The organism is Vibrio sp. 1159 (assembly GCF_033340395.1).
In the GTDB taxonomy this organism is placed as follows: Bacteria; Pseudomonadota; Gammaproteobacteria; order Enterobacterales; family Vibrionaceae; genus Vibrio; species Vibrio alginolyticus.
The window spans coordinates 59,876-80,365 of the sequence record NZ_JAWOWL010000005.1; the positions used below are offsets into that span (position 1 = coordinate 59,876).

Genomic DNA, 20,490 nt, shown 5'->3' on the forward strand with positions numbered 1-20,490 from the left:
CAATAGCGACGCTTTGGAGAACAACTATCAGTTTGAGCTTACGCGTAGTTTTTCTCAAACTCTTGCATGAAGTCTACTAACGCTTGAACACCTTCTAGCGGCATTGCGTTGTAAATGGATGCTCGCATACCACCAACTGCTCGATGACCTTTTAGCGCTTTCAGCCCTTTAGAGTCTGCTAGCTCAAGGAAGGTTGCATCTAGTTCAGGCTTAGCAAGTTGAAATGGCACGTTCATCAAAGAACGGTTTGCTGAGTGCACGCCATTACGGTAGAAATCAGACTGATCGATGTAATCATACAGTAGCGCGGCTTTAGCGCGGTTCACTTGCTCAATCGCTTTTACTCCGCCCTGTGCCTTCAGCCATTTGAAAACAAGACCAGACAGGTACCATGCAAAGGTTGGTGGCGTGTTGAACATTGATTCTTTTTCTGCCAAAACAGTGTAATCCAAGATACTTGGTAGTACCTGCTTCGCCATACCTAATAAATCATCGCGCACGATAGCAATAGCAATGCCGGAAGGACCAATATTTTTCTGAGCGCCCGCGTAAATCACACCGTATTTCGACACATCAATTTCACGAGAAAGAATTGTCGAAGACATGTCAGCAACAATCGGTTTGTCGGTGATAGGAAGATCGTTAATCTCAATACCATCAATGGTCTCATTTGGACAGAAGTGAACGTAAGCCGCTTCTGGAGCAATTTTCCATTCACTTGCAGGTAGAACCGCGACTTTCCCGTTGATTTCTGTTTTTGCATCAAACACGTCTGGTTCGCAGTATTTTTTCGCTTCAGCTACCGCGCTTTCAGCCCAATAACCACCATCGATGTAAGTTGCCGTATCGGCATCACCAAGTAAGTTTAGAGGAACAGCAGCAAACTGAGCACGAGCACCACCTTGGCAGAACAGTACTTTATAGTTGTCCGGAATATTCAGAAGATCACGTAAATCCTGCTCGGCTTCTTCTGCAACTTTGATGAACTCTTTGCTTCGGTGGCTGATTTCCATGACCGAAGTACCAAGGCCTTGCCAATCGATTAGTTCCTGTTGTGCTTGCTGCATAACTGCTTTAGGCAGACCTGCTGGCCCTGCACTGAAGTTAAATACGTTGTCCGTATTTTGTTCCATGATGCTCATTGCTCCTGCTATGTAAATATTACGAAATTAATATCACGTTTTCGCAGTGATAAAAACAAGAAAAGAGGTCTTACGACCTCTTTTTAAAGACTAAGCGTTGAATTGGAACAAATTCGCAACAACACGAATTACTGTTGTTGCATCAAAGCAGGCATAAGTAGAGCCACCAATGGGAACTCATGCCCATTTTCGAACTTCAATTTGCCTTCACCAATTTCTGCTTTTAATTGATAACCGCCCTCTACTTTTTCGATCAACTCCATAATAAGGAGCTCATCAATCCCTTCTTGAATAAATGGGTAATGCGTTACTAATTCATCAGAGAAGTAAGTGCTAAGTTCACCAGTAGTGGCCGTCACCAACTTCATTGGATCTTGAGAAATATGCTCAGTACCTTCAGGGATGGATAGTTGCCACTCATTGTGGAACTTGCCGTCACCGAACGCGAGTGAAAGCTCGTTCACGGATAAATCAAAACCTTTGCTAAACAGCGTATCGACATGCGGCAATAAATTCGCAATTTCCTGCTCATCTAACATAGGAGAGCTTTGATAGATAGACATAATTTGATCAAAAGACTGGCTATCCACATCTGCAATTGAGAAATCCAACTTAAAGTTATCGACATCCGTCCCATCAGTTAAACGTAGTTTCTTAGCATCTAGGTTTAATTGACTGTTCAGCTTATCACCAGACTCACTCATCGTAGTGTTACCACGGTAGCTCGCATTTTCAATCAAAAAGACAGGCGTCAAGTTCGCATCAACCACATCCAGCTTCTCTAGAGAGAAAGACTGCTCGCCTAACCAGTAGCCTTTTGCTTGCTTTCCTTTACCTTGCCCTGTCAATGCATTCAGATGAAGCTCTTCACCGTTTTCAAAATCCACTTGAACAGAAGGAACGGAAACTTGGTAATTGAGATCACCCAATACCGTCACATCACCTGTTACTTTTGCAGGGCTTGTAGAAACAGAAACACCTTGCGCTTCGTTACGATAATGCCAACTGTCTAGGTCGAGGATAAATGCTGTATTGCCATTTAGTTGAGTCTGGCTATGCATCGTGAGAGGCAAAAAGTCATTGTCCACCAATTTTGAATCTGCTGTTAGGCTTGTTAGACCGTGGCTAACATCACTGGTTACGTCAAACGTCGTTGGCATACCATCACGCTCTAACTGCGTTTTAAGCTCAGGATCAACAACTGAATAACGAGTCAGCACGACTGAAGACAAATAGCCACGCTGATACTCGACCACTTCGCCTTTAATCATTTCATCATTCATATTGGTAATACCATCTTCAATGATGGACTGACCAATTTGTCCGACAGCCAATGGCCAACACAGTGCTAATGAGATAGCACCACCAATGGCGCCGATTTTTTTAAGATTTTGCATAACGTCACTTATTAGATATTTTCGGTCAGTCTACCCCAAACCACCTGCGGAGAAAACATTGAGACAAATCAGACTATTGATGCTTATTCTAGTCCATTAATCAGGAATCATACTTGGCTCCCACTCATCATGTCCTTTTATTGTTAAAGTTTGCGTGGCGAAGTTTTAACCGGAGCTAAAACATCTGTGAATCGTTATGCTGTGTTGTGTCTCGACAACAACCCAATCAGTGCTGAACAGTTTCGATTGGAGCTGTCTGCCTTCTCAAGTAAGTTTGATATTTTTTCTGTCGAATCGATAGAAGAGGCTCAAAGCGCTTTAGAGTATCTAGAAGAAAGAGAACAGACTGTTGCTTTAGTTATAGCGAGCCATCACGCTCATTTTAACGGCGTGGATTTTCTTATTGGTTTAGACCGGATGCCACATACCGAGCAAGCAAGAAAAATTCTTATTAGCTGCTCGTCTGATATAGAGGCAATTCTCACTGCCGTTAATGAGGGCAGGCTCGACCACTGCCTCACTAAACCTTTGCCAGATCACGTCTTATTTAACACAGTGCAAAAAGAGCTGACCCAATTTATCTTGCGAAATGGCAAAGAAGACCTGCTAAGTTACAGTCAGATATTGGATCATCACAGCTTGTTGCGAGCGCACATCAATAACCAGATGAGCCATTATCAAGCCGGATTCTTACACGACTACCACTCGATGTCTGATGCCGAGTTAGCCGAGCAAGTGATCTCCGCTCTCCAGCAATTTTTCAAAGATAATGACGAAACAAGAGCGTGCCGTACATACTCACCTGAACACTTATTAACCGTGGAAGGCGAGCCAAATTGCTTTTTGTGGTTTATCACCGAAGGTGAAGTGGCTCTGTACAAGCGCGATGAGCAAGGCATGCAGCGAGAGGTTGTACGCCATAACAAAGGGAATATTGTCGGAGGCATGTCGTTTGTTACTGGGGAATGTTCTTTCTCGACAGCTCTAACACTAACCAAAACAGAAGTTATCAAACTCGATCGCAACGTATTCAATAAAGTGATGCAAAGCGACTCAAACTTACTGCCTCTTTTTACAAACTTGCTTTTACGCCACTTCAACCGCCGATTGCAAAGAAGCATCAACACCAAACTGCAACTTCAAAAAACGCTCGAATCTTTAGAATCAGCCCACCAGCAGCTCATTGAAAGAGAAAAAATGGCGATGCTTGGCCAATTGGTTGCGGGAGTGGCACACGAACTAAACAATCCAGTAGCCGCGATATTGAGGGGCGTAGAGAATTTAACGCATACGCTAGAACGATTACTTAACGATGCGCCCAGTTCCGATATACAAAGCAAAGGCATTGAATTACTGAGCAAAGCGCAAACCTCAAAACCCGCTTCAACCGCCGAGCTCAGATCACGCGTAAAAGCGCTTAGCCATACTCTTCCAGACCGAGCATTGGCAAAAAAAGTGGTGAGCCTTGGATTAGAGTCCGATCAAGAGCTACTTACCCAACTAACGAGAAAGCAGAAAGCGTCTTATCATGCTCTCAATACACTAGAGCAATACCACAAAGCAGGTTCTACACTTCGCTCAATTAATGTCTGTGCAGCACGAATTGCTGATATGGTAAAAAGCCTGAAAGGATATGCTCGGTCAGATGATGAGACCCTGCACTATGCCGATATTCATGAGGGCATTGAAGACACCTTGGTGATTTTCGAGAACAAATTAAAAATGCACCAAGTTTCAACCGACTATGCAAACTTGCCTTCCATCCTTTGTCAACCGATCGCACTCCAACAGGTGTGGACGAACTTGGTCTCTAACGCCATTGACGCATTTCCAGAGAAAGGTGTGTTAAACATACAAACACGCCTTATAGAAAAAGAGCACACACATTATGCCGTTATCTCATTTGAAGATAATGGATGTGGCATTCCTGAATCGCAAAGAGACGCCATTTTCGAGCTGAACTTCACCACAAAAAAAGAAGGTAATTTTGGCTTAGGCATCGGGCTGTCCATCTGCCAGCAAATCGTAACAGCACACAGAGGGTGGATTGACGTCGAATCAGAGATCGGCCAGTTCACACGAATGACCGTCTGGTTACCAGTCATCGAAGAAGGAGATGAAACATGACCAAGTATCTAATTTTATGTGTCGATGACGAACGAGAAGTCTTGGATAGCGTGCTCCAAGATCTTGCTCCCTTCGAGGAGAACTTTGTCGTCGAAGGAGCGGAATCGGTGACTGAAGCTCGGCAAGTGATTGAGGAGATGGCGGAAGAAGAAGTTCAGCTTGCGCTCATTTTATGTGACCACATTATGCCGGAACAAACTGGGATCAGCTTCTTAATCGAACTCAGTCAAAATGGTGACACAAAAGCAGCGCGCAAAGTTTTACTCACAGGACAAGCTGGTTTGGAAGACACCGTAGAAGCCGTAAATAACGCGAGTCTCGATTATTACATTGCCAAACCTTGGAAAGGTGAAGCATTGAGAAAAGCAATCGTGTCTCAGCTTACCGCGTTTGTGATTGAGAATGATGATAACCTGCTATCCTGGACTCAAATCCTTGATTCTGAGGCAATCCTCAACGCCATGGCAGAAAGAAGAGCAAGCTTTGGCGAGTAATAAAGTGTTTGGTTCTAACTTGAACTCAACGATGCTCATTGCACCACCTAACCTCGCATAGTCGAATGAGGTTAGAAAAACATCGTTACTTGTCCGAGTGAAATTCTCGGACACTACGTATATGGCGTAGTTTTTGCTTAAACCAAGGAACTATTAAGTTAATTGACAAAACATCGACACATTTTTGTTGGTCGTGGACCTTCCTTTTTATTATGATGTCGGACAAATCAGATTACGGTTCAAGTGGTTGCTTGAATCCATGGAAATAATGAACAAGGTTTATCGTTAGTTATGCGTAAAACACTATTAGCCGCTGCCTTACTAGTGGCATCAAGCCATGCCCTAGCTGCAAACGATCGCAATGCGCCAGCAACTATGAGCAACTTTAGCTACGACTATTTCGAAGCACGTATTGGCGCAAGTCCTGTGACATTTGGTGCTGGATTCAGCAAATCAATTCACCCGAACGCGCATGTTATTGCTCGTATTGACTCTGAGTTTGAAAGTGATTTTGACTCAGCTGCAGGCTTTGGCTTCCATTCTCCGCTAAACAACTGGGCAGATCTTACTGGTGAAATGCTAATGCGCGTTGTGCAACCTTCGAATGAGAGCAGCACAGATGTTGGTATGGAGCTTAACTTAGGTGTTCGCCAATGGTTGGGCCCTCAATTAGAAGTAGGCGGCAAAGTCGGCTACGTTTCTATCGATAACGATGACGATTGGACTGGCTCTGCCTACGCTCGATTCCACTCAACAGAGCTTTTCTCTTTGGGTGCTGAAGCTCGTATCAACGATTTTTACGGTGATCAGGTAATGTTCACTACGCGTTTTAAGTTTTAAGATTTGTGCTGTAAGAAAAGAGCAAATTAAAAAAACAAAAACCGAGGTCTCTGCCTCGGTTTTTTTGTCTAATTTAATGACTAACTCAATGAAGTGGTAAAAAACTTCAACGTCCTTTTTCCGCTTTTCACACTTGCTTTTACGACCCGCTAACTCCATCGAAACGAGTCAATCATTGTGCGATCAGCTTCGCTTAGTCACACAGTGCCAATAACTGTTTTTTACGCGGCTCTTGGATCAGTTTCCAATGTACGCCATCAGTTGCACCAGCAAATTTCCACAGTAGCTTTACATCAACATCATTACCGTAAGCCGTTTTAACTTTGTTGAAGACTTTTACAGGTCCAAGTTCTAAAAAGGTTTCTACGTCATCAACACCGGCTTTCTTGACCATACGTTCAAGGGTTAGTTGCATGTTGGGTAAGTCTCTTAAGCGTCTACTGGCAGAGGACTTTTGATATTTCCGTTCCTTAATTGAGTATTCAATTGATTTCTGTACCAGTTCATCAAGCCCTACATATCCGGATTCGAATAAATCGGTTACATCATAATAATTTACGGTTGCCGTCGTCTGTTTTTTGACGTGCTTATACTTCTCACAGCTCAGTTGAGTAAACACTTCATCTAGCCCATTACCACCACGTAAGTAGCAGCAATCATTGCTGACAAGCGCAAACATAGCATCATCGGTGAATAAACCAATACCACCGAACATAGAACGTTTTTGGTACTCACTGAAGGTGCGTACATATTTAAAAAAAGCTTGGTCTGTCATGTCCATTGACCTCTTTAATCTGAATAAATTACCCCGATTAGCGATGTCACCAGATAAACAGCAGCTTATAGCGAATTATAAATGTCGATTTGTTGGCGATATTTTTGTGAGTTGTGCTCACCAACTTGCTTAATCATACTTAACGTTGAAAAATAAGTTAGGACATAGGTCACATATAAAAAAGTATAAATTCTGCATACGTGATTAGTTTCACACTTATTGTTTGTGTGGTGATATTTTTTTGACGCATAGCATGCCTAAAACACGCCATCATTATGATCTCGCTGGCAATTACGGGCACATAATACTCATTTAATTGATAAAGAATACGCTGTAAGGGTACACTGTACGAAAGATCTCAAGTACAGCGTCACAATGGAACATTTATCATTTTTTTGGCTGCCAAATAATAAAGATAAGCTTATAAACGCACTGGAATCCGAGTTTGCTCAGCTGGTAGAACAGTCCATCGCCACGGGTAAGATTTCGTTACCTCCTATTCCTGATGTCGTGCTTAAAATTCAGCAGTTATGTGTCGAAGAACACACCACGATTGCCGATGTTGCTAACTGTTTATTGGAAGATCCCGGATTAGCAGCGGTCGTTTTACGAGTCGCTAACTCTGTGATTTTCAATCGCAGAAATATCACCTGCAACGACTTAACTACAGCGGTATCTCGTCTCGGAATACTTCGTGTACGTGATATTGTTACCGCACAAGCGATCGAGCAACTTAAACACTCAGTTAATCTCACTAAAGAATGCAATGCCATCTTGGTGAAGAGTGCAGCGATATCGCGTGAGCTCGGTGCCGTCATGGTGATGTTGGTTCAATCGTTTCGTAGCCACGAGCCAGGCACTTATGGTCATCTAGAGCAAGAAAAGGCGTTATTGGTCGGTCTATTAGCCGATATTGGGTTATTTTGCCTAATTAATGAGTACCACTTGTACTTAGATAGGGGCAATTACTTAGACCCAGATATTGCATTGCAGATCTTCCAAACACGTTGTTCTGCCACAAGTAAACTGGTACTTGAGCGTTGGGGGTTTGACAACGACTTCAGAGAAGTATCCTCAAACGAAAAATACGAGTTAACGCGACCAGAAGTGAGTTATCTCGACATCGCTAGAATTGCGCATCATTTATTGATGTTCCGCAATCACGATGAACGCATTGACGAACATGAAGTTGAATTCAACTTAACTGGTGCAGAAGTCTTGTATGAACTTAGTAACATGAGTGATACTGACTTCAATGATCAAATCCGTGCTGTACTCAATGCTAGCGGTTTGTAATTTATCGCTTTCTGATAATACCTTATCCGCGATAAAACGATTCGCTCAAGGCTGAGCTGTGTGTGGTGAAATGTCTCTAATTTCAACCGATAGATAATTTGATTTATGCGTGTTGATGTTATCTCAAAAAGGAATCATTGAGCTTTATGTTCTCAGGGATGCTATTTATTTTCGCTCCGCTTGTGGTGGGGTATCTAATTCCTATATCTCGATCTTCGTTATTGGAGAAGATCAATCAGTCAACGTCCTACCTTATTTACGTCATTTTGTCGTTGATGGGTCTTAGTTTGGCGGCGCTCGATAATTTAAGCAGCAACTTACAAAGTATTCTCCTCTATGCGAGTACGTTTTTTTTGTGTCTAAGTGCCTGCAACCTGTTGGCTCTGCCTATTATTGATAAAATTATTCCACTCCAGACCAATCAGAATCAAAAGAAGCTACCGTTATCTTCGATGGCTTTAGAGTCAGTTAAGCTTATCGTGGTCGTTGGCGGAGGGTTAGTGGTTGGCCTGCTGTTACCCATTGATTTGAGTTGGGTAGATACAGCAAGCGAATGGATACTCTTTCTACTTCTATTTTTTATTGGTATTCAGCTGCGCAATAGTGGACTTACTCTGCGTCAAATCCTATTAAATAAACAAGGAATGGCCATTGCGGCTGTTGTCATCGCAACATGTATGCTTGGTGGCGTTCTTGCAGCGGTGCTTTTGGATCTTCCTCTTTATCAAGCACTCGCAATGGCTTCAGGTTTTGGCTGGTATTCACTCGCAGGTATTTTAATGGGTGACGCTTTTGGTCCGGTATTTGGTGGCGCGTCGTTCTTGATTGAATTGATGAGAGAGCTAGTCGCACTGGTTGCCATTCCTCTCTTTATTCGTAGCTATCCGTGCACCGCAATTGGTTATGCCGGTGCAACAGCAATGGACTTCACCCTACCCGTTATTCAAACTACCGGTGGTGTGCGTTGTGTTCCTGTTGCTATCGTTAGCGGCTTTATTTTGAGTTTATTGGTACCAGTTATGATGCTTTTCTTTGTATCACTTGCTAGCTAGATCTCAGGTTTTCGCTTTAACATCCATTACAATACGGCAAAAATTTAAATACCCAGTTAACGTCAAAGTGGTCAATATTTTTTGGCAAGACCCCTCTTTCTTTTCGTCATTCAGCCCAACGATTTGTCACGACCAAATAGAAAGAAGGGAGAAACATCAACTGATGTGCATTGCGTTAATAAAGGGATAACAACCAGAAGGAAGAAGAATGAAACGCTTTGTCGTTGCAGCGCTCCTCGCTACAAGCTCAACTTTTACGCTTGCCGCAGATCAACAATGTCTTGCTAGCAAATACGATGGCTACGTCGATGCCTCACTACAGTGGTATCAAGATCTTGTTGATTTGACGGTTACCCAATATCCAGATCTGAAAGAAGTTAGTCAATGGTTCTTGGATGGACGTAAACATCACTTTGAATTAAACCGCGAAGCGGTTCACTACTTTCTAGAGAACGACCCTAGCCGCGTTGCGACGGAACAGCCAATCGAAGCATGGTTAAAACTAGAGCAACATGACGTTAAGCAGTTAGCGACCCGAAGCGATAAGTTAGGTGAAGTTGCAAAACAGACATTTAGCGACCGTCAATCAACTAACCACCCAAAAAACTACGAGCTTCGTTCAGCATTCGCTGATCTGCTTAGTCATCCCCAACAAATTGATACCGCACTTAATAAGTACAATCAGTCAATAGAAAAGATTGAAAAGCAGAAATGTGACTAAGATTGCTCGCATTAGTCGTTGATTAGCATTCGAAAACACTAGAATGTTTTAACGTACTCAATCTAGAATTTTTTAATGTGAATATCGTAACCTTCACCTAAAATTTTCATTTCTACAACTTGGGTTTCAACAATTAAAACGGGACTTTGCGCCCGTTTTAGTTTAGATTGTGCCGCTCGCATTACCAAAATAACTACAAAGATTCTTTGCTATGGTTAAGGAACAAAAAACCGCTGATGTTAGCTTTGAGAGCTTGCTAAAGATCTTCACTGTCCCAGAAGGTCCGGACTCAACGTTAACTAAAATTGACGAGAGCCTCTCGCGAAATCTAAATCAATTTCTTCGTGAACACATCGTGGCAGAAGAAAAGCCTTTACGCGAAATCGAAAAAGACTTTTCTTCTGCTCAGATTCCTGAGCAGCCAGAGTTCGTGTCAGATCATACAGAGCACTTACTCGACACTTTGGTGTCGCACTCAGTTCACACATCTTCACCAAGCTTCATTGGTCATATGACATCGGCACTGCCTTATTTCTTGATGCCACTGTCAAAGATCATGATCGCCTTAAACCAAAACCTGGTAAAAATAGAGACTTCCAAAGCCTTTACGCCACTTGAGCGTCAAGTTTTGGGTATGCTGCATCGCTTGATATATGGTCAGAATGATACTTTTTACAATCAGTGGATGCACAGTGCAAACCACTCATTAGGCGCATTTTGTTCCGGCGGTACCATTGCCAATATCACTGCGCTTTGGGTAGCACGTAACAAAGCGTTAAGAGCCAATGGCTCATTTAAAGGCGTTGAGAAGGAAGGCCTTTTTAAAGCCATGAAGCACTATGGCTATGATGGCTTAGCGGTGCTAGTGTCTGAGCGTGGTCACTACTCCCTTAAGAAAGCAGCCGATGTATTAGGGCTAGGCCAAGAGGGCTTGGTTGCGGTTAAAACCGATGCCAACAACCGTATTATTGTCAACGACCTGAAAGCGAAAATTGTTGAGCTCGAAAAACAAAATATCAAGCCTATTGCTGTTATTGGTGTGGCAGGCACAACAGAGACAGGTAATGTTGATCCATTGCCTGAAATCGCTGAAGTCTGCCAAGCTCACGGCTGTCACTTCCATGTAGATGCCGCATGGGGTGGCGCAACACTTATGTCTAACCATCACCGTCACCTTCTTAAAGGTGTGGAAATGGCAGACTCAGTAACTATTGATGCGCACAAGCAGCTCTACATCCCGATGGGCGCTGGTATGGTTCTGTTCAAAGACCCTGACGCAATGAAATCCATAGAACATCACGCTCAATATATATTGCGCAAAGGTTCAAAAGACCTAGGCAGCCATACATTAGAAGGTTCACGTTCGGGTATGGCGATGTTGGTCTACGCCGCAATGCACATCATAAGTCGCCCAGGTTATGAGCTTCTTATTGACCAAAGCATTGAAAAAGCTCGCTACTTTGCGGATTTAATCAAACAGCAAGATGATTTCGAATTAGTTTCTGAACCAGAGCTTTGTCTGCTCACATACCGTTATTTGCCGCCATTCATCCGTGAAGCATTAGCACAAGCAGAAGGCTCACAAAAAGAACAACTGAATGAGCTGATCAATGAGTTAACACAGTTTATTCAAAAGCGTCAGCGCGAAACGGGCAAATCGTTCGTTTCACGTACAAGACTGAACCCAGACCAATGGCAACGCATGAATACGATAGTGTTTAGAGTGGTTTTGGCAAATCCACTGACCACAAAAGAAATTTTGAGCTCAGTGCTTGATGAACAACGCGAAATCGCCAAGCAAGCACCAAATTTGATGAAAAGGATTCAACAGCTGGTTGTTGATATTCAATCGTCTTAACAGCCAGATCGAGTTACATCAATTTGAAATTTTTTTTCGTTTTGATGTAACTCAAACATCATTATCGTGCGACTAGCGCAACAAAACTTCGTTTGCACATCCAATTCTGTAGTTTTTACAACATTTTGTTTGAGGCCTGTCAAATTCTCACTAAATAGTACCCGTTATTGGTTTAGACTGATTGAAGATCAGGTTTATACTGATTCTATGGCGCTGGTTGTTTTCGTTAACGCCCCACTCTACTCCGGAATCTTCGTGTTTCCTTTCGTTAGCAGAGCCAGCGAGTTGTTCTCTATACCCTCGTGAACACTATGAATACATTAGAAAAAATTCAAAAAAACCTGGAGAATTTCAGTAAGTCAGAGCGCAAAGTTGCGGAAGTAATTATGGCGTCTCCACAAACTGCAATTCATTCAAGCATTGCAACGCTGGCTAAAATGGCTGACGTTAGTGAGCCCACTGTAAACCGCTTCTGTCGTCGTCTGGACACCAAGGGCTTTCCAGATTTTAAGCTTCACTTGGCACAGAGCCTAGCAAACGGCACCCCTTACGTTAACCGTAATGTGGAAGAAGACGATGGCCCAGACGCGTACACCCATAAGATTTTCGAATCGACGATGGCGTGTTTAGATGTCGCGAAAAATAGCCTAGATCCAATGCAAGTCAACCGTGCGGTCGATTTGCTAACGCAAGCGAAGCGCATTTCATTCTTTGGCCTTGGTGCATCATCTTCTGTTGCCCGAGACGCACAAAACAAGTTTATTCGCTTTAATATTCCAATTACTTGTTTTGAAGATATTGTTATGCAGCGCATGAGTTGTATCAACTGCAGTGATAATGATGTTGTGGTTCTTATTTCTCATACCGGTCGAACAAAGAGTCAGGTAGAAATAGCGAACCTTGCTCGTGAAAATGGCGCAACGGTTATTGCGATTACAGCGAAGGATTCTCCTCTAGAAAAGGCAAGCTCGCTGGCCATCACGCTCGATATTCCAGAAGATACCGACGTTTACATGCCAATGGCAAGCCGGGTTGTACAAATGACAGTGATTGATGTGCTAGCAACTGGCTTCACTCTTCGCCGTGGTACAGGTTTCCGTGAGAACCTAAAACGCGTAAAAGATGCGTTGAAAGACAGTCGCTATGACAAACTAAGCCAGTACTAAGCACTAAAGCTTAGTCAATACTTTATCTAGGGGAGCTCAAGGCTCCCCTTTTGTTTTAATGCTGCTAAGGGAGCAATCACCCTAAGTCGTTGACACTCGATAAGTCCGTTCTTGATTCCAGTACTTCAACAGAACTGACATGTTGTGCACTCTCTGCTACACACTCTCCACTACAATCACAGACTTGCTGCAATATGTGTATCAAACGTTCCTGATTAAGAGGTAAAGGATTCCCTTTGATTGCCATTGATTTAAGCGCATCATTCGCCACTTGCTCAAAAGAGGTTTGGCATACTCCAAATTGAGCCAGTAGCGGTAACGCTAACTTATCTAGCACCATATTTACCCAAAGAATTCCATCGTGTTCGTTAGCATTTACTCGCTCAGTGACTAATTGGGCCAGCTTACGATAACGACTTATCACATCATTCCTACCCGCGAGTTTAGCAGCGTTAATGTTCTCCTGCATCACGTGCGGAGCTAGGCGAGCCGTAATAACGCTATGGGGGGCGTCTAACTTGCCTCCTAACGCCGATGCTAACCCATGAGCAGCACCTAATTTGGCATTAGTAATCGCCATACCACCAAGCAATGCAGCGAACGATAAATCAGAGCGCGCCTTATGATTATCTTGCTTACAAGCGGCAATCACTGAACGGCTTAAACGGCGTAGCCCCTCTTCGCAGACCATATCAGTAAGAGGGTTTGGCTCACCACACACATACGCTTCCATTAAATGAGTGAACGCATCCATTGCGCCACGTCCAGATGTGTATTGGTCGGTCCCGTAAGTAAGTGTCGGGTCTACAATGGCAACGTCTGCGAGCATATCAGGGCTTCGAAGACTCACTTTCACTTTATCTTGTCCAGATTTCAGCACAGCATTTCTGGTCACTTCTGAACCGGTGCTTGCTGTCGTAGGAATTGCAATAAAATGAAGAGGCTTTGCTTTTAAAGGGACGCTTCTTCCTACCACTTCTACGTAATCGTAAACATTGCCTTGATTGGGAATAATGGCAGCTAAGGCTTTGCCCATATCGATGACGCTGCCACCACCTATCGCAACCACCATCTCAGGTTGGAATTTTCTACCGAGCACTGCGGTCTCTTCTACCATCGTGATGTATGGTTCACCAACGATAGCTACGTGCTGGTAACGCATATTTTGAGCTTTAAGATATTGGATAATGGGGGCGGCTCGTTGGGTATCCTGCCCAGTAACCAGCAAAACACTGTAGCCAAATTGGTTAATAACGGACAATGAAGATTGAAGTGCACCTTCACCAAATATAATCCTTGTTGCAGTCATAAACTGAAACATACACACCCTCCCAAAAGAATATACCCAAATAACCTCTCGCCCTCTGATTTAACACTTATGTAAGAGTTGAAGTTATTTGCGTATAGCCAAAATAGATTGCTATTTTTTTAAACAAAAAAAATTGACCAATTCCACCTTGCCATCATTAACCCTTTAGAATGTATGTTTTTTATGCGTCACTTCACATACTTCAGAGCCGTAAAATAAGCACGCGCGTTTAGTTTTTATTCGATAGATTTCACCTATAGAACCAAGAGGTAATTGCCGCTTTATTTCCGTATCTGGATCGGGCATAGTTACTCCAACAAAAGAAAGCGCACTCAGCCGCTATGTTTTGTACGCTTTCAAAAAAGAATAGATTTAGGAGAAATAAGATTATGTTCGTTGTTATCTTTGGTCGCCCTGCATGTCCTTTCTGTGTTCGTGCAAAAGAGCACGCAGAAACGCTAAAAGCAAAACGTGATGACTTCAACTACCGTTACGTTGATATTCACGCTGAGGGTATTTCTAAAGCAGATCTTGAGAAAACAGTTGGTAAACCAGTTGAAACCGTTCCTCAGATCTTTATCGACCAAGAGCACATCGGTGGCTGCGACGAATTCGAAGCATACGCGAAAGAGCACCTAGGTCTATTTGACGAGTAATAAAGACTGTTTTCAAAAAAGCCGCTTCATGCGGCTTTTTTATTATTTTTCAGCTGGTTATTACGTTAAGTCAACTAATGGTAAAACCTAAAAAAATTCACTTATCTTTTTGCTATATTTAGTTACAATTCACAGTTCTTAATCTTTTTTGGCACACACTCTACCGAGCCACACAGTGAACATAGACGTCGTATACCTTCTTGAGCAAAACCCTATCCTTCTAATCTTCGTCGTATTAGCCATTGGCCTTGCCATCGGAAAAATTCGATTTGGCAAATTACAATTAGGCAACTCTATTGGCGTTCTTATTACCTCTTTGGTAATGGGCCACCTTGGTTTCTCATTTAATGCAGAAGCTTTAACCATTGGCTTTATGCTGTTTATCTACTGCGTTGGCATTGAAGCTGGACCAAACTTTTTTGGTATATTCTTCAGAGATGGTAAGCATTATTTTATTTTAAGCATGACTGTTCTCGTGTCTGCGGTCAGCTTAACGTATGGTTTGAGTCACTATTTCGGCCTCGATTTTGGCTTATCCGCCGGTATGATGGCAGGCGCATTGACCGCAACGCCAGTACTGGTTGGTGCACAAGATGCTCTTAACTCTGGCCTTGCGACTATACCGCGGAATATGGAATTTTCTCTGGTATTAGAAAATCTATCCGTAGGCTACGCGATGGCTTATCTGGTCGGCTTAATTAGCATGATCATGTTTGCTAAATTGTTGCCAAAACTGCAAAAACAAAACCTTTCTGATTCCGCGCAGCAAATCGCACAAGAGCGTGGCCTTGGAAATTCAAGCCAGAGAAAAGTGTATTTACCCATTATTCGAGCTTACCGAGTGGGCCCAGAGCTAATTGACTGGACTGATGGTAAAAACTTGCGAGAACTGGGTATTTATCGTCAAACTGGCTGTTACATTGAACGAATCCGTCGCAATGGTATTCTCGCCCACCCAGATGGTGATGCTATCTTGCAAGAGGGAGATGAAATTGCACTGGTTGGCTTCCCTGACAGCCATGCTCGCTTAGACCCTAGCTTCCGTAATGGTAAAGAAGTATTCGACCGTAACTTGCTTGATTTGCGCATCGTTGAAGAAGAAATCGTCGTAAAAAGTGACGCTATCGCTGGTAAGCGTTTATCGGATTTGAATTTGTCTGAGTTTGGCTGTTTCTTAAACCGCGTAGTTCGCGCTCAGATTGAAATGCCTATGGACTTAGACATTGTGCTCGCTAAAGGGGACGTCCTTCAAGTGAGCGGCGAGAAAAGCCGAGTACATGGACTGGCGGAAAAAATCGGTTTCATCTCGATCCACAGTCAAATGGCCGATTTGCTCGCTTTTTGTAGCTTCTTTATTTTGGGTATTCTGTTTGGCCTCATCACAATGACGTTCGGTCAGGTGTCTTTCAGTTTGGGTAATGCGGTGGGTCTTCTGTTGTCCGGTATTACGCTTGGTTTCTTACGAGCAAATCACCCTACTTTCGGTTATGTCCCACAAGGGGCGCTGAATATGGTCAAAGATCTAGGGTTAATGTTCTTTATGGTGGGAATTGGTCTAAGTGCAGGTGGAAAGATGTTCGAGCACCTAACGCAAGTAGGACCAAAAGTCATTGGTTTGGCATTTATTGTCAGTGTTGTGCCTGTAGTTCTGGCTTACTTAGTTGGCGCACACGTACTCAAGATGAACCGTGCTCTGCTCTTCGGTGCCATTATTGGCGCCCGTACTTGCGCTCCAGCTATGGATGTCGTTAACGACTACGCTAAGTCCACCATCCCTGCCCTTGGTTATGCGGGTACCTATGCGATTGCGAATATTTTAATGACGCTAGCTGGTACGATTCTGATAATACTAAGTTAATACTCACTTTGACTATGAAATACAAAAAGGCGCTCAATGAGCGCCATTTGTTTATTGGTTATCTAGTCTGTGATTCGATTAGATTTGAACGAAGTCTGCTTCAACTGCTGGATTCACATCCGCTTCGTAATCTACGCCTTCAACGCCGAAACCAAATAGTTTCAAGAACTCTTCTTTGTACTCAACGTAGTCAGTCAGCTCTTTTAGGTTCTCAGTCGTAATTTGAGGCCATAGCTCACGACAGTGCTGCTGAATGTCGTCACGAAGTTCCCAGTCATCCAGACGTAGGCGGTTCATCTCATCAACTTCTGCCGCGCTACCGTCTTCTTTGTATAAACGTTGGCTGAACATACGGTAGATTTGTTCCATACAGCCTTCGTGTACACCTTCTTCGCGCATTTTCTTGAATACCATTGCGATGTACAGTGGCATAACAGGAATTGCAGAACTCGCCTGAGTTACAACAGATTTAAGTACCGCAACATTGGCACTGCCGCCTGTTGCTGCTAACTTGTCGTTTAGCGCTTTCGCTGCACGGTCTAGGTCCATTTTTGCTTTACCTAGTGCACCATCCCAATAAATTGGCCAAGTTAGCTCAGTACCAATGTAGCTGTACGCGACGGTCTTACAACCTTCAGCAAGAACACCAGCATCAGACAACGCATTGATCCAAAGTTCCCAATCTTCACCGCCCATTACCGTGACAGTGTCTTTGATTTCTTCTTCTGTTGCAGGCTCAACGCTAGCTTCGATGATCACATCTTTGTTGGTATCAACAGCCGTTGATGTGTAAGTTTCACCGATAGGTTTAAGAGATGAACGAACTAATTCACCAGTTTCTGGCATTTTACGTACTGGAGATGCCAGTGAGTAAACCACCATATCGATTTGACCTAAGTCTTCTTTGATCAGCTCGATAGTTTTCTGTTTCGCTTCATTTGAGAAAGCGTCGCCGTTTAAGCTTTTTGCGTACAGACCTTCTTCACGCGCTAGCTTTTCAAAAGCAGCGGCATTGTAAAAACCTGCTGTACCTGGTTTCTTCTCAGTACCTTCTTTTTCGAAGAAAACACCGATAGTTGATGCACCGCCACCAAATGCCGCAGCGATACGAGAAGATAGACCGTAGCCACTTGATGCACCAACAACAAGAACACGCTTAGGTGCGTTTTTGATTGGACCTTGCGCTTTGGTGTACGCAATTTGTTCTTTTACGTTAGCTTCACAACCAACAGGGTGCGTTGTAGTACAGATAAATCCACGAATTCTAGGTTTGATGATCATATTCAACTTCCTTTAAAAAACCTTGTTAGGATAAAAGTTTCGTTGGGATTTCGCATCTAATTTCTGTAAAAATGCTCTTAAAAGGCAAGTGGTTGGAGCACTATCCCATCATCCACTCCCCAAGAATACAAAAAAGCACCTCATTGAGGTGCTTTTCTTAACATTAGTTGTCTATTATGCCGCCGGATTCAACTGCGACTTTTTTGGGCTATGAGTTCGCACTTCAGAAAAGTCATGACTAAAGTGGTCAACTTGAATCGCCTTGTAGCGCAATTTATCTGCAGCCATGATTTGATCAATTTCTTGCTCAGTTAACACGCCTGCTTCAAATGCTTGCTGCAAACGGTCATGCAGCAGACCTTTACGAGCCACTTTACCATCCTTCGCAGCCTTCATAAGTTTACGCTCCAAAGGTTTAATGTCGTACATTGCAAGGAATGCATTCTCCATTAAGCCTACGCTGTCATTCTCTGATTTTCCGATGTAACAAAGATGCGTAAGTCGATCACGTTGCGCACCTGGCGTCATCATCGCTTCAGCCAAATTCACACACAGCTCATCACTTGGCTTATTGAAATGATTACCAAGCGGGAACAATAGCCCCTTAAGCACACCGCCAACGTATTTCACAGGGAAGTTGGTGTAAGACTCATTTAATGACTTAGAAGCGTTATACAAACAGTGTTGAACAGCGTAATGAACGAAGTCTAGATCGCCTTGTTGACGGCCTTCATCTTCATACTTTTTCAAGGCAGCAGATGCCATATATAGATAGCTTAATCCATCACCCAAACGTGCGGAGATCATTTCTTTACGCTTCAAGTCTCCACCTAAGGTTAACATCGCAAAGTCTGCACTTACTGCAAGTGCACGACTGAGACGAGTAATGTCTTTGTAGTATTGCTGGGTTGGGCCACTCATGTGCGCGTTAACAAATCGAGAACCAGTTAGTGCTGCACCAAATGCACCGAATGTATTACCGAGAGCGTGCTTGATGTGTTTAAAGAGTAAGTTGTCAAATTCTTTCGCACCTTGTTCAGAATCTGGATTCGCCGCAGCTTCCATTTCTTTTAGAACATATGGGTGACATCGAGTCGCACCTTGACCAAAAATCATCAGGTTACGAGTCAGAATATTCGCGCCTTCAACAGTGATAGCAACCGGGATACCAAGGTAATGTTTAGCAAGATAGTTCATTGGACCATCTTGAATCGCACGACCCGCATGGATATCAAACGAATCATTTAGAATGGTACGCGCGATTTCCGTCATGTGGTACTTGGCAATCGCGGTTACAATCCCAGGTTTTTCTTTCATATCGAGAGAAGTCGTCGTTAGCGTACGCGTCGCTTCTAGTAGGTAAGTAAGACCACCAATGCGCCCCATTGCTTCTGCAACACCTTCAAACTTACCGATCGACATTCCAAACTGTTTACGCACGTAAGCATAAGCACCTGTTGTACGTGTAGTAAGGTGACCAATCGCTGTGCCAAGCGCTGGAAGAGAGATACCACGACCAGCAGAAAGACACTCAACCAGCATACGCCAACCTTTACCTGCGTAATCAGCGCCACCGATCAACCAGTCCATAGGGATGAAGACATCTTCACCACGAGTTGGGCCATTCATGAACGCAGACCCCAGAGGATCATGGCGCTCGCCTATCTCGACACCTTCATGGTCAGCGGGAATCAACGCACATGTAATGCCAACCTCTTTCTTGTCTCCAAGTAGCCCTTCAGGATCCTGCAGTTTAAATGCTAACCCGAGCACTGTCGCAACTGGCGCAAGCGTGATGTAGCGTTTATTCCAACTAACTCGCACGCCAAGCACTTCTTTGCCTTCATGGGTGCCGTAACAAACCACGCCTTGATCAGGTATGCCACCTGCATCAGAACCCGCTTCAGGGCCAGTTAGGGCGAAACAAGGGATGTCTGTACCATCAGCTAAACGAGGCAACCAGTAATCTTTTTGCTCTTGCGTACCATAGTGCGATAGCAGCTCACCAGGGCCAAGAGAGTTCGGTACCATTACCGATACCGCGGTACTGATACTTCGAGTCGCAATACGAGAAACAATGGTTGAGTTCGCCAAAGCGGAAAATTCACGACCACCATATGCTTTCGAGATGATCAAAGAGAAAAATCGCTCTTTACGTAGGTACTCCCATACTTCAGGCGGTAAATCCCTGTCTTCTTTGACAATCTTCTGGTCATCAAGCATTTCTAGCAGGGTTTCAAGCTCATTATCCATAAATGACTGCTCTTCTGCCGTCAGTGTAGGCGTTGGATAATGATGCAATGTTGTGAAGTTTGGCTTGCCTGAGAATAGTTCGGCATCCCACCATACACTACCCGCTTCCATCGCCTCTTTCTCGGTGCTAGACAGAGGTGGCAATACTTTTTTGAACACTTTAAAAGCCGGGTCACTAATCCATTTTCTTCGTAGAGAGCTCATAGTTCAGATCCTTTTGTTCACGTAACCGCTCGGGGTATAATCTTATTATTGGTTTAACTTT

Annotated in this window: 16 protein-coding genes; 10 read left to right on the forward strand and 6 right to left on the reverse strand. The window is 43.6% G+C overall.

The window, feature by feature from the left end; genetic code table 11:
• Positions 1–38: 38 nt before the first annotated feature.
• Together serC and R7127_RS06160 are read right to left on the reverse strand one after the other, a co-directional pair.
• Positions 39–1,133: a 3-phosphoserine/phosphohydroxythreonine transaminase gene (gene serC / locus R7127_RS06155; RefSeq protein ID WP_005378000.1), complete on the reverse strand. Its 1,095-nt coding sequence runs from the start codon at positions 1,131–1,133 to the stop codon at positions 39–41.
• 137 nt (positions 1,134–1,270) lie between these two features.
• A complete protein-coding gene (locus tag R7127_RS06160; protein ID WP_005378002.1) occupies positions 1,271–2,539 on the reverse strand; it encodes a DUF945 family protein in 1,269 nt (422 codons plus the stop codon).
• A 186-nt stretch (positions 2,540–2,725) separates the two neighbouring features.
• On the opposite strand from R7127_RS06160, the gene R7127_RS06165 reads away from it, so the two are divergent.
• The 3 genes from R7127_RS06165 (at position 2,726) to R7127_RS06175 (ending at position 6,000) form a co-directional block, all read left to right on the forward strand.
• The gene (locus R7127_RS06165; protein WP_053349539.1) at positions 2,726–4,666 is read left to right on the forward strand and encodes an ATP-binding protein; all 1,941 of its coding nucleotides are present in this window, start codon (positions 2,726–2,728) and stop codon (positions 4,664–4,666) included.
• Positions 4,663–5,160 (forward strand): response regulator, encoded by a 498-nt coding sequence (locus tag R7127_RS06170; protein ID WP_005378005.1) that lies wholly within the window; start codon positions 4,663–4,665, stop codon positions 5,158–5,160. The genes R7127_RS06165 and R7127_RS06170 overlap by 4 nt, the downstream gene beginning before the upstream one ends.
• A 291-nt stretch (positions 5,161–5,451) precedes the next feature.
• The gene (locus R7127_RS06175; protein WP_005378006.1) at positions 5,452–6,000 is read left to right on the forward strand and encodes a hypothetical protein; all 549 of its coding nucleotides are present in this window, start codon (positions 5,452–5,454) and stop codon (positions 5,998–6,000) included.
• A gap of 193 nt (positions 6,001–6,193) precedes the next feature.
• On the opposite strand, the gene R7127_RS06180 is transcribed toward R7127_RS06175, so the two are convergent.
• Entirely contained in the window at positions 6,194–6,781 is a 588-nt protein-coding gene (locus tag R7127_RS06180; protein ID WP_005378007.1) for a TfoX/Sxy family DNA transformation protein, read from the reverse strand.
• Between the two features lie 369 nt (positions 6,782–7,150).
• Here R7127_RS06180 and R7127_RS06185 point away from each other — a divergent pair, with 369 nt between their 5' ends.
• The 5 genes from R7127_RS06185 (at position 7,151) to R7127_RS06205 (ending at position 12,868) form a co-directional block, all read left to right on the forward strand.
• Positions 7,151–8,071, forward strand: a complete 921-nt coding sequence (locus R7127_RS06185) for an HDOD domain-containing protein (RefSeq protein WP_005378009.1) — start codon at positions 7,151–7,153, stop codon at positions 8,069–8,071.
• A 146-nt stretch (positions 8,072–8,217) separates the two neighbouring features.
• A complete protein-coding gene (locus R7127_RS06190; RefSeq protein WP_005378011.1) occupies positions 8,218–9,123 on the forward strand; it encodes a lysine exporter LysO family protein in 906 nt (301 codons plus the stop codon).
• A 208-nt stretch (positions 9,124–9,331) separates the two neighbouring features.
• On the forward strand, positions 9,332–9,844 hold the full coding sequence (locus tag R7127_RS06195) for a hypothetical protein (RefSeq protein WP_017634875.1): 513 nt from the start codon (positions 9,332–9,334) through the stop codon (positions 9,842–9,844).
• Between the two features lie 211 nt (positions 9,845–10,055).
• A complete protein-coding gene (gene panP / locus R7127_RS06200) occupies positions 10,056–11,702 on the forward strand; it encodes a pyridoxal-dependent aspartate 1-decarboxylase PanP (protein WP_005378019.1) in 1,647 nt (548 codons plus the stop codon).
• 311 nt (positions 11,703–12,013) lie between these two features.
• Positions 12,014–12,868 (forward strand): MurR/RpiR family transcriptional regulator, encoded by an 855-nt coding sequence (locus R7127_RS06205; protein WP_005378021.1) that lies wholly within the window; start codon positions 12,014–12,016, stop codon positions 12,866–12,868.
• A 76-nt stretch (positions 12,869–12,944) separates the two neighbouring features.
• On the opposite strand, the gene R7127_RS06210 is transcribed toward R7127_RS06205, so the two are convergent.
• The gene (locus tag R7127_RS06210) at positions 12,945–14,189 is read right to left on the reverse strand and encodes an iron-containing alcohol dehydrogenase (RefSeq protein WP_262584461.1); all 1,245 of its coding nucleotides are present in this window, start codon (positions 14,187–14,189) and stop codon (positions 12,945–12,947) included.
• Between the two features lie 377 nt (positions 14,190–14,566).
• Here R7127_RS06210 and R7127_RS06215 point away from each other — a divergent pair, with 377 nt between their 5' ends.
• Together R7127_RS06215 and R7127_RS06220 are read left to right on the forward strand one after the other, a co-directional pair.
• Positions 14,567–14,833, forward strand: coding sequence for a GrxA family glutaredoxin (locus R7127_RS06215; protein ID WP_005378026.1), 267 nt, complete (start codon positions 14,567–14,569; stop codon positions 14,831–14,833).
• 175 nt (positions 14,834–15,008) lie between these two features.
• Entirely contained in the window at positions 15,009–16,691 is a 1,683-nt protein-coding gene (locus R7127_RS06220) for an aspartate:alanine antiporter (RefSeq protein ID WP_005378028.1), read from the forward strand.
• A 78-nt stretch (positions 16,692–16,769) separates the two neighbouring features.
• Here R7127_RS06220 and fabV read toward each other — a convergent pair whose 3' ends face one another.
• Positions 16,770–17,972, reverse strand: coding sequence for an enoyl-ACP reductase FabV (gene fabV / locus R7127_RS06225; RefSeq protein ID WP_025766851.1), 1,203 nt, complete (start codon positions 17,970–17,972; stop codon positions 16,770–16,772).
• A 174-nt stretch (positions 17,973–18,146) separates the two neighbouring features.
• Positions 18,147–20,429, reverse strand: coding sequence for an acyl-CoA dehydrogenase (locus tag R7127_RS06230; RefSeq protein ID WP_318148306.1), 2,283 nt, complete (start codon positions 20,427–20,429; stop codon positions 18,147–18,149).
• Between the last annotated feature and the right edge of the window lie 61 nt (positions 20,430–20,490).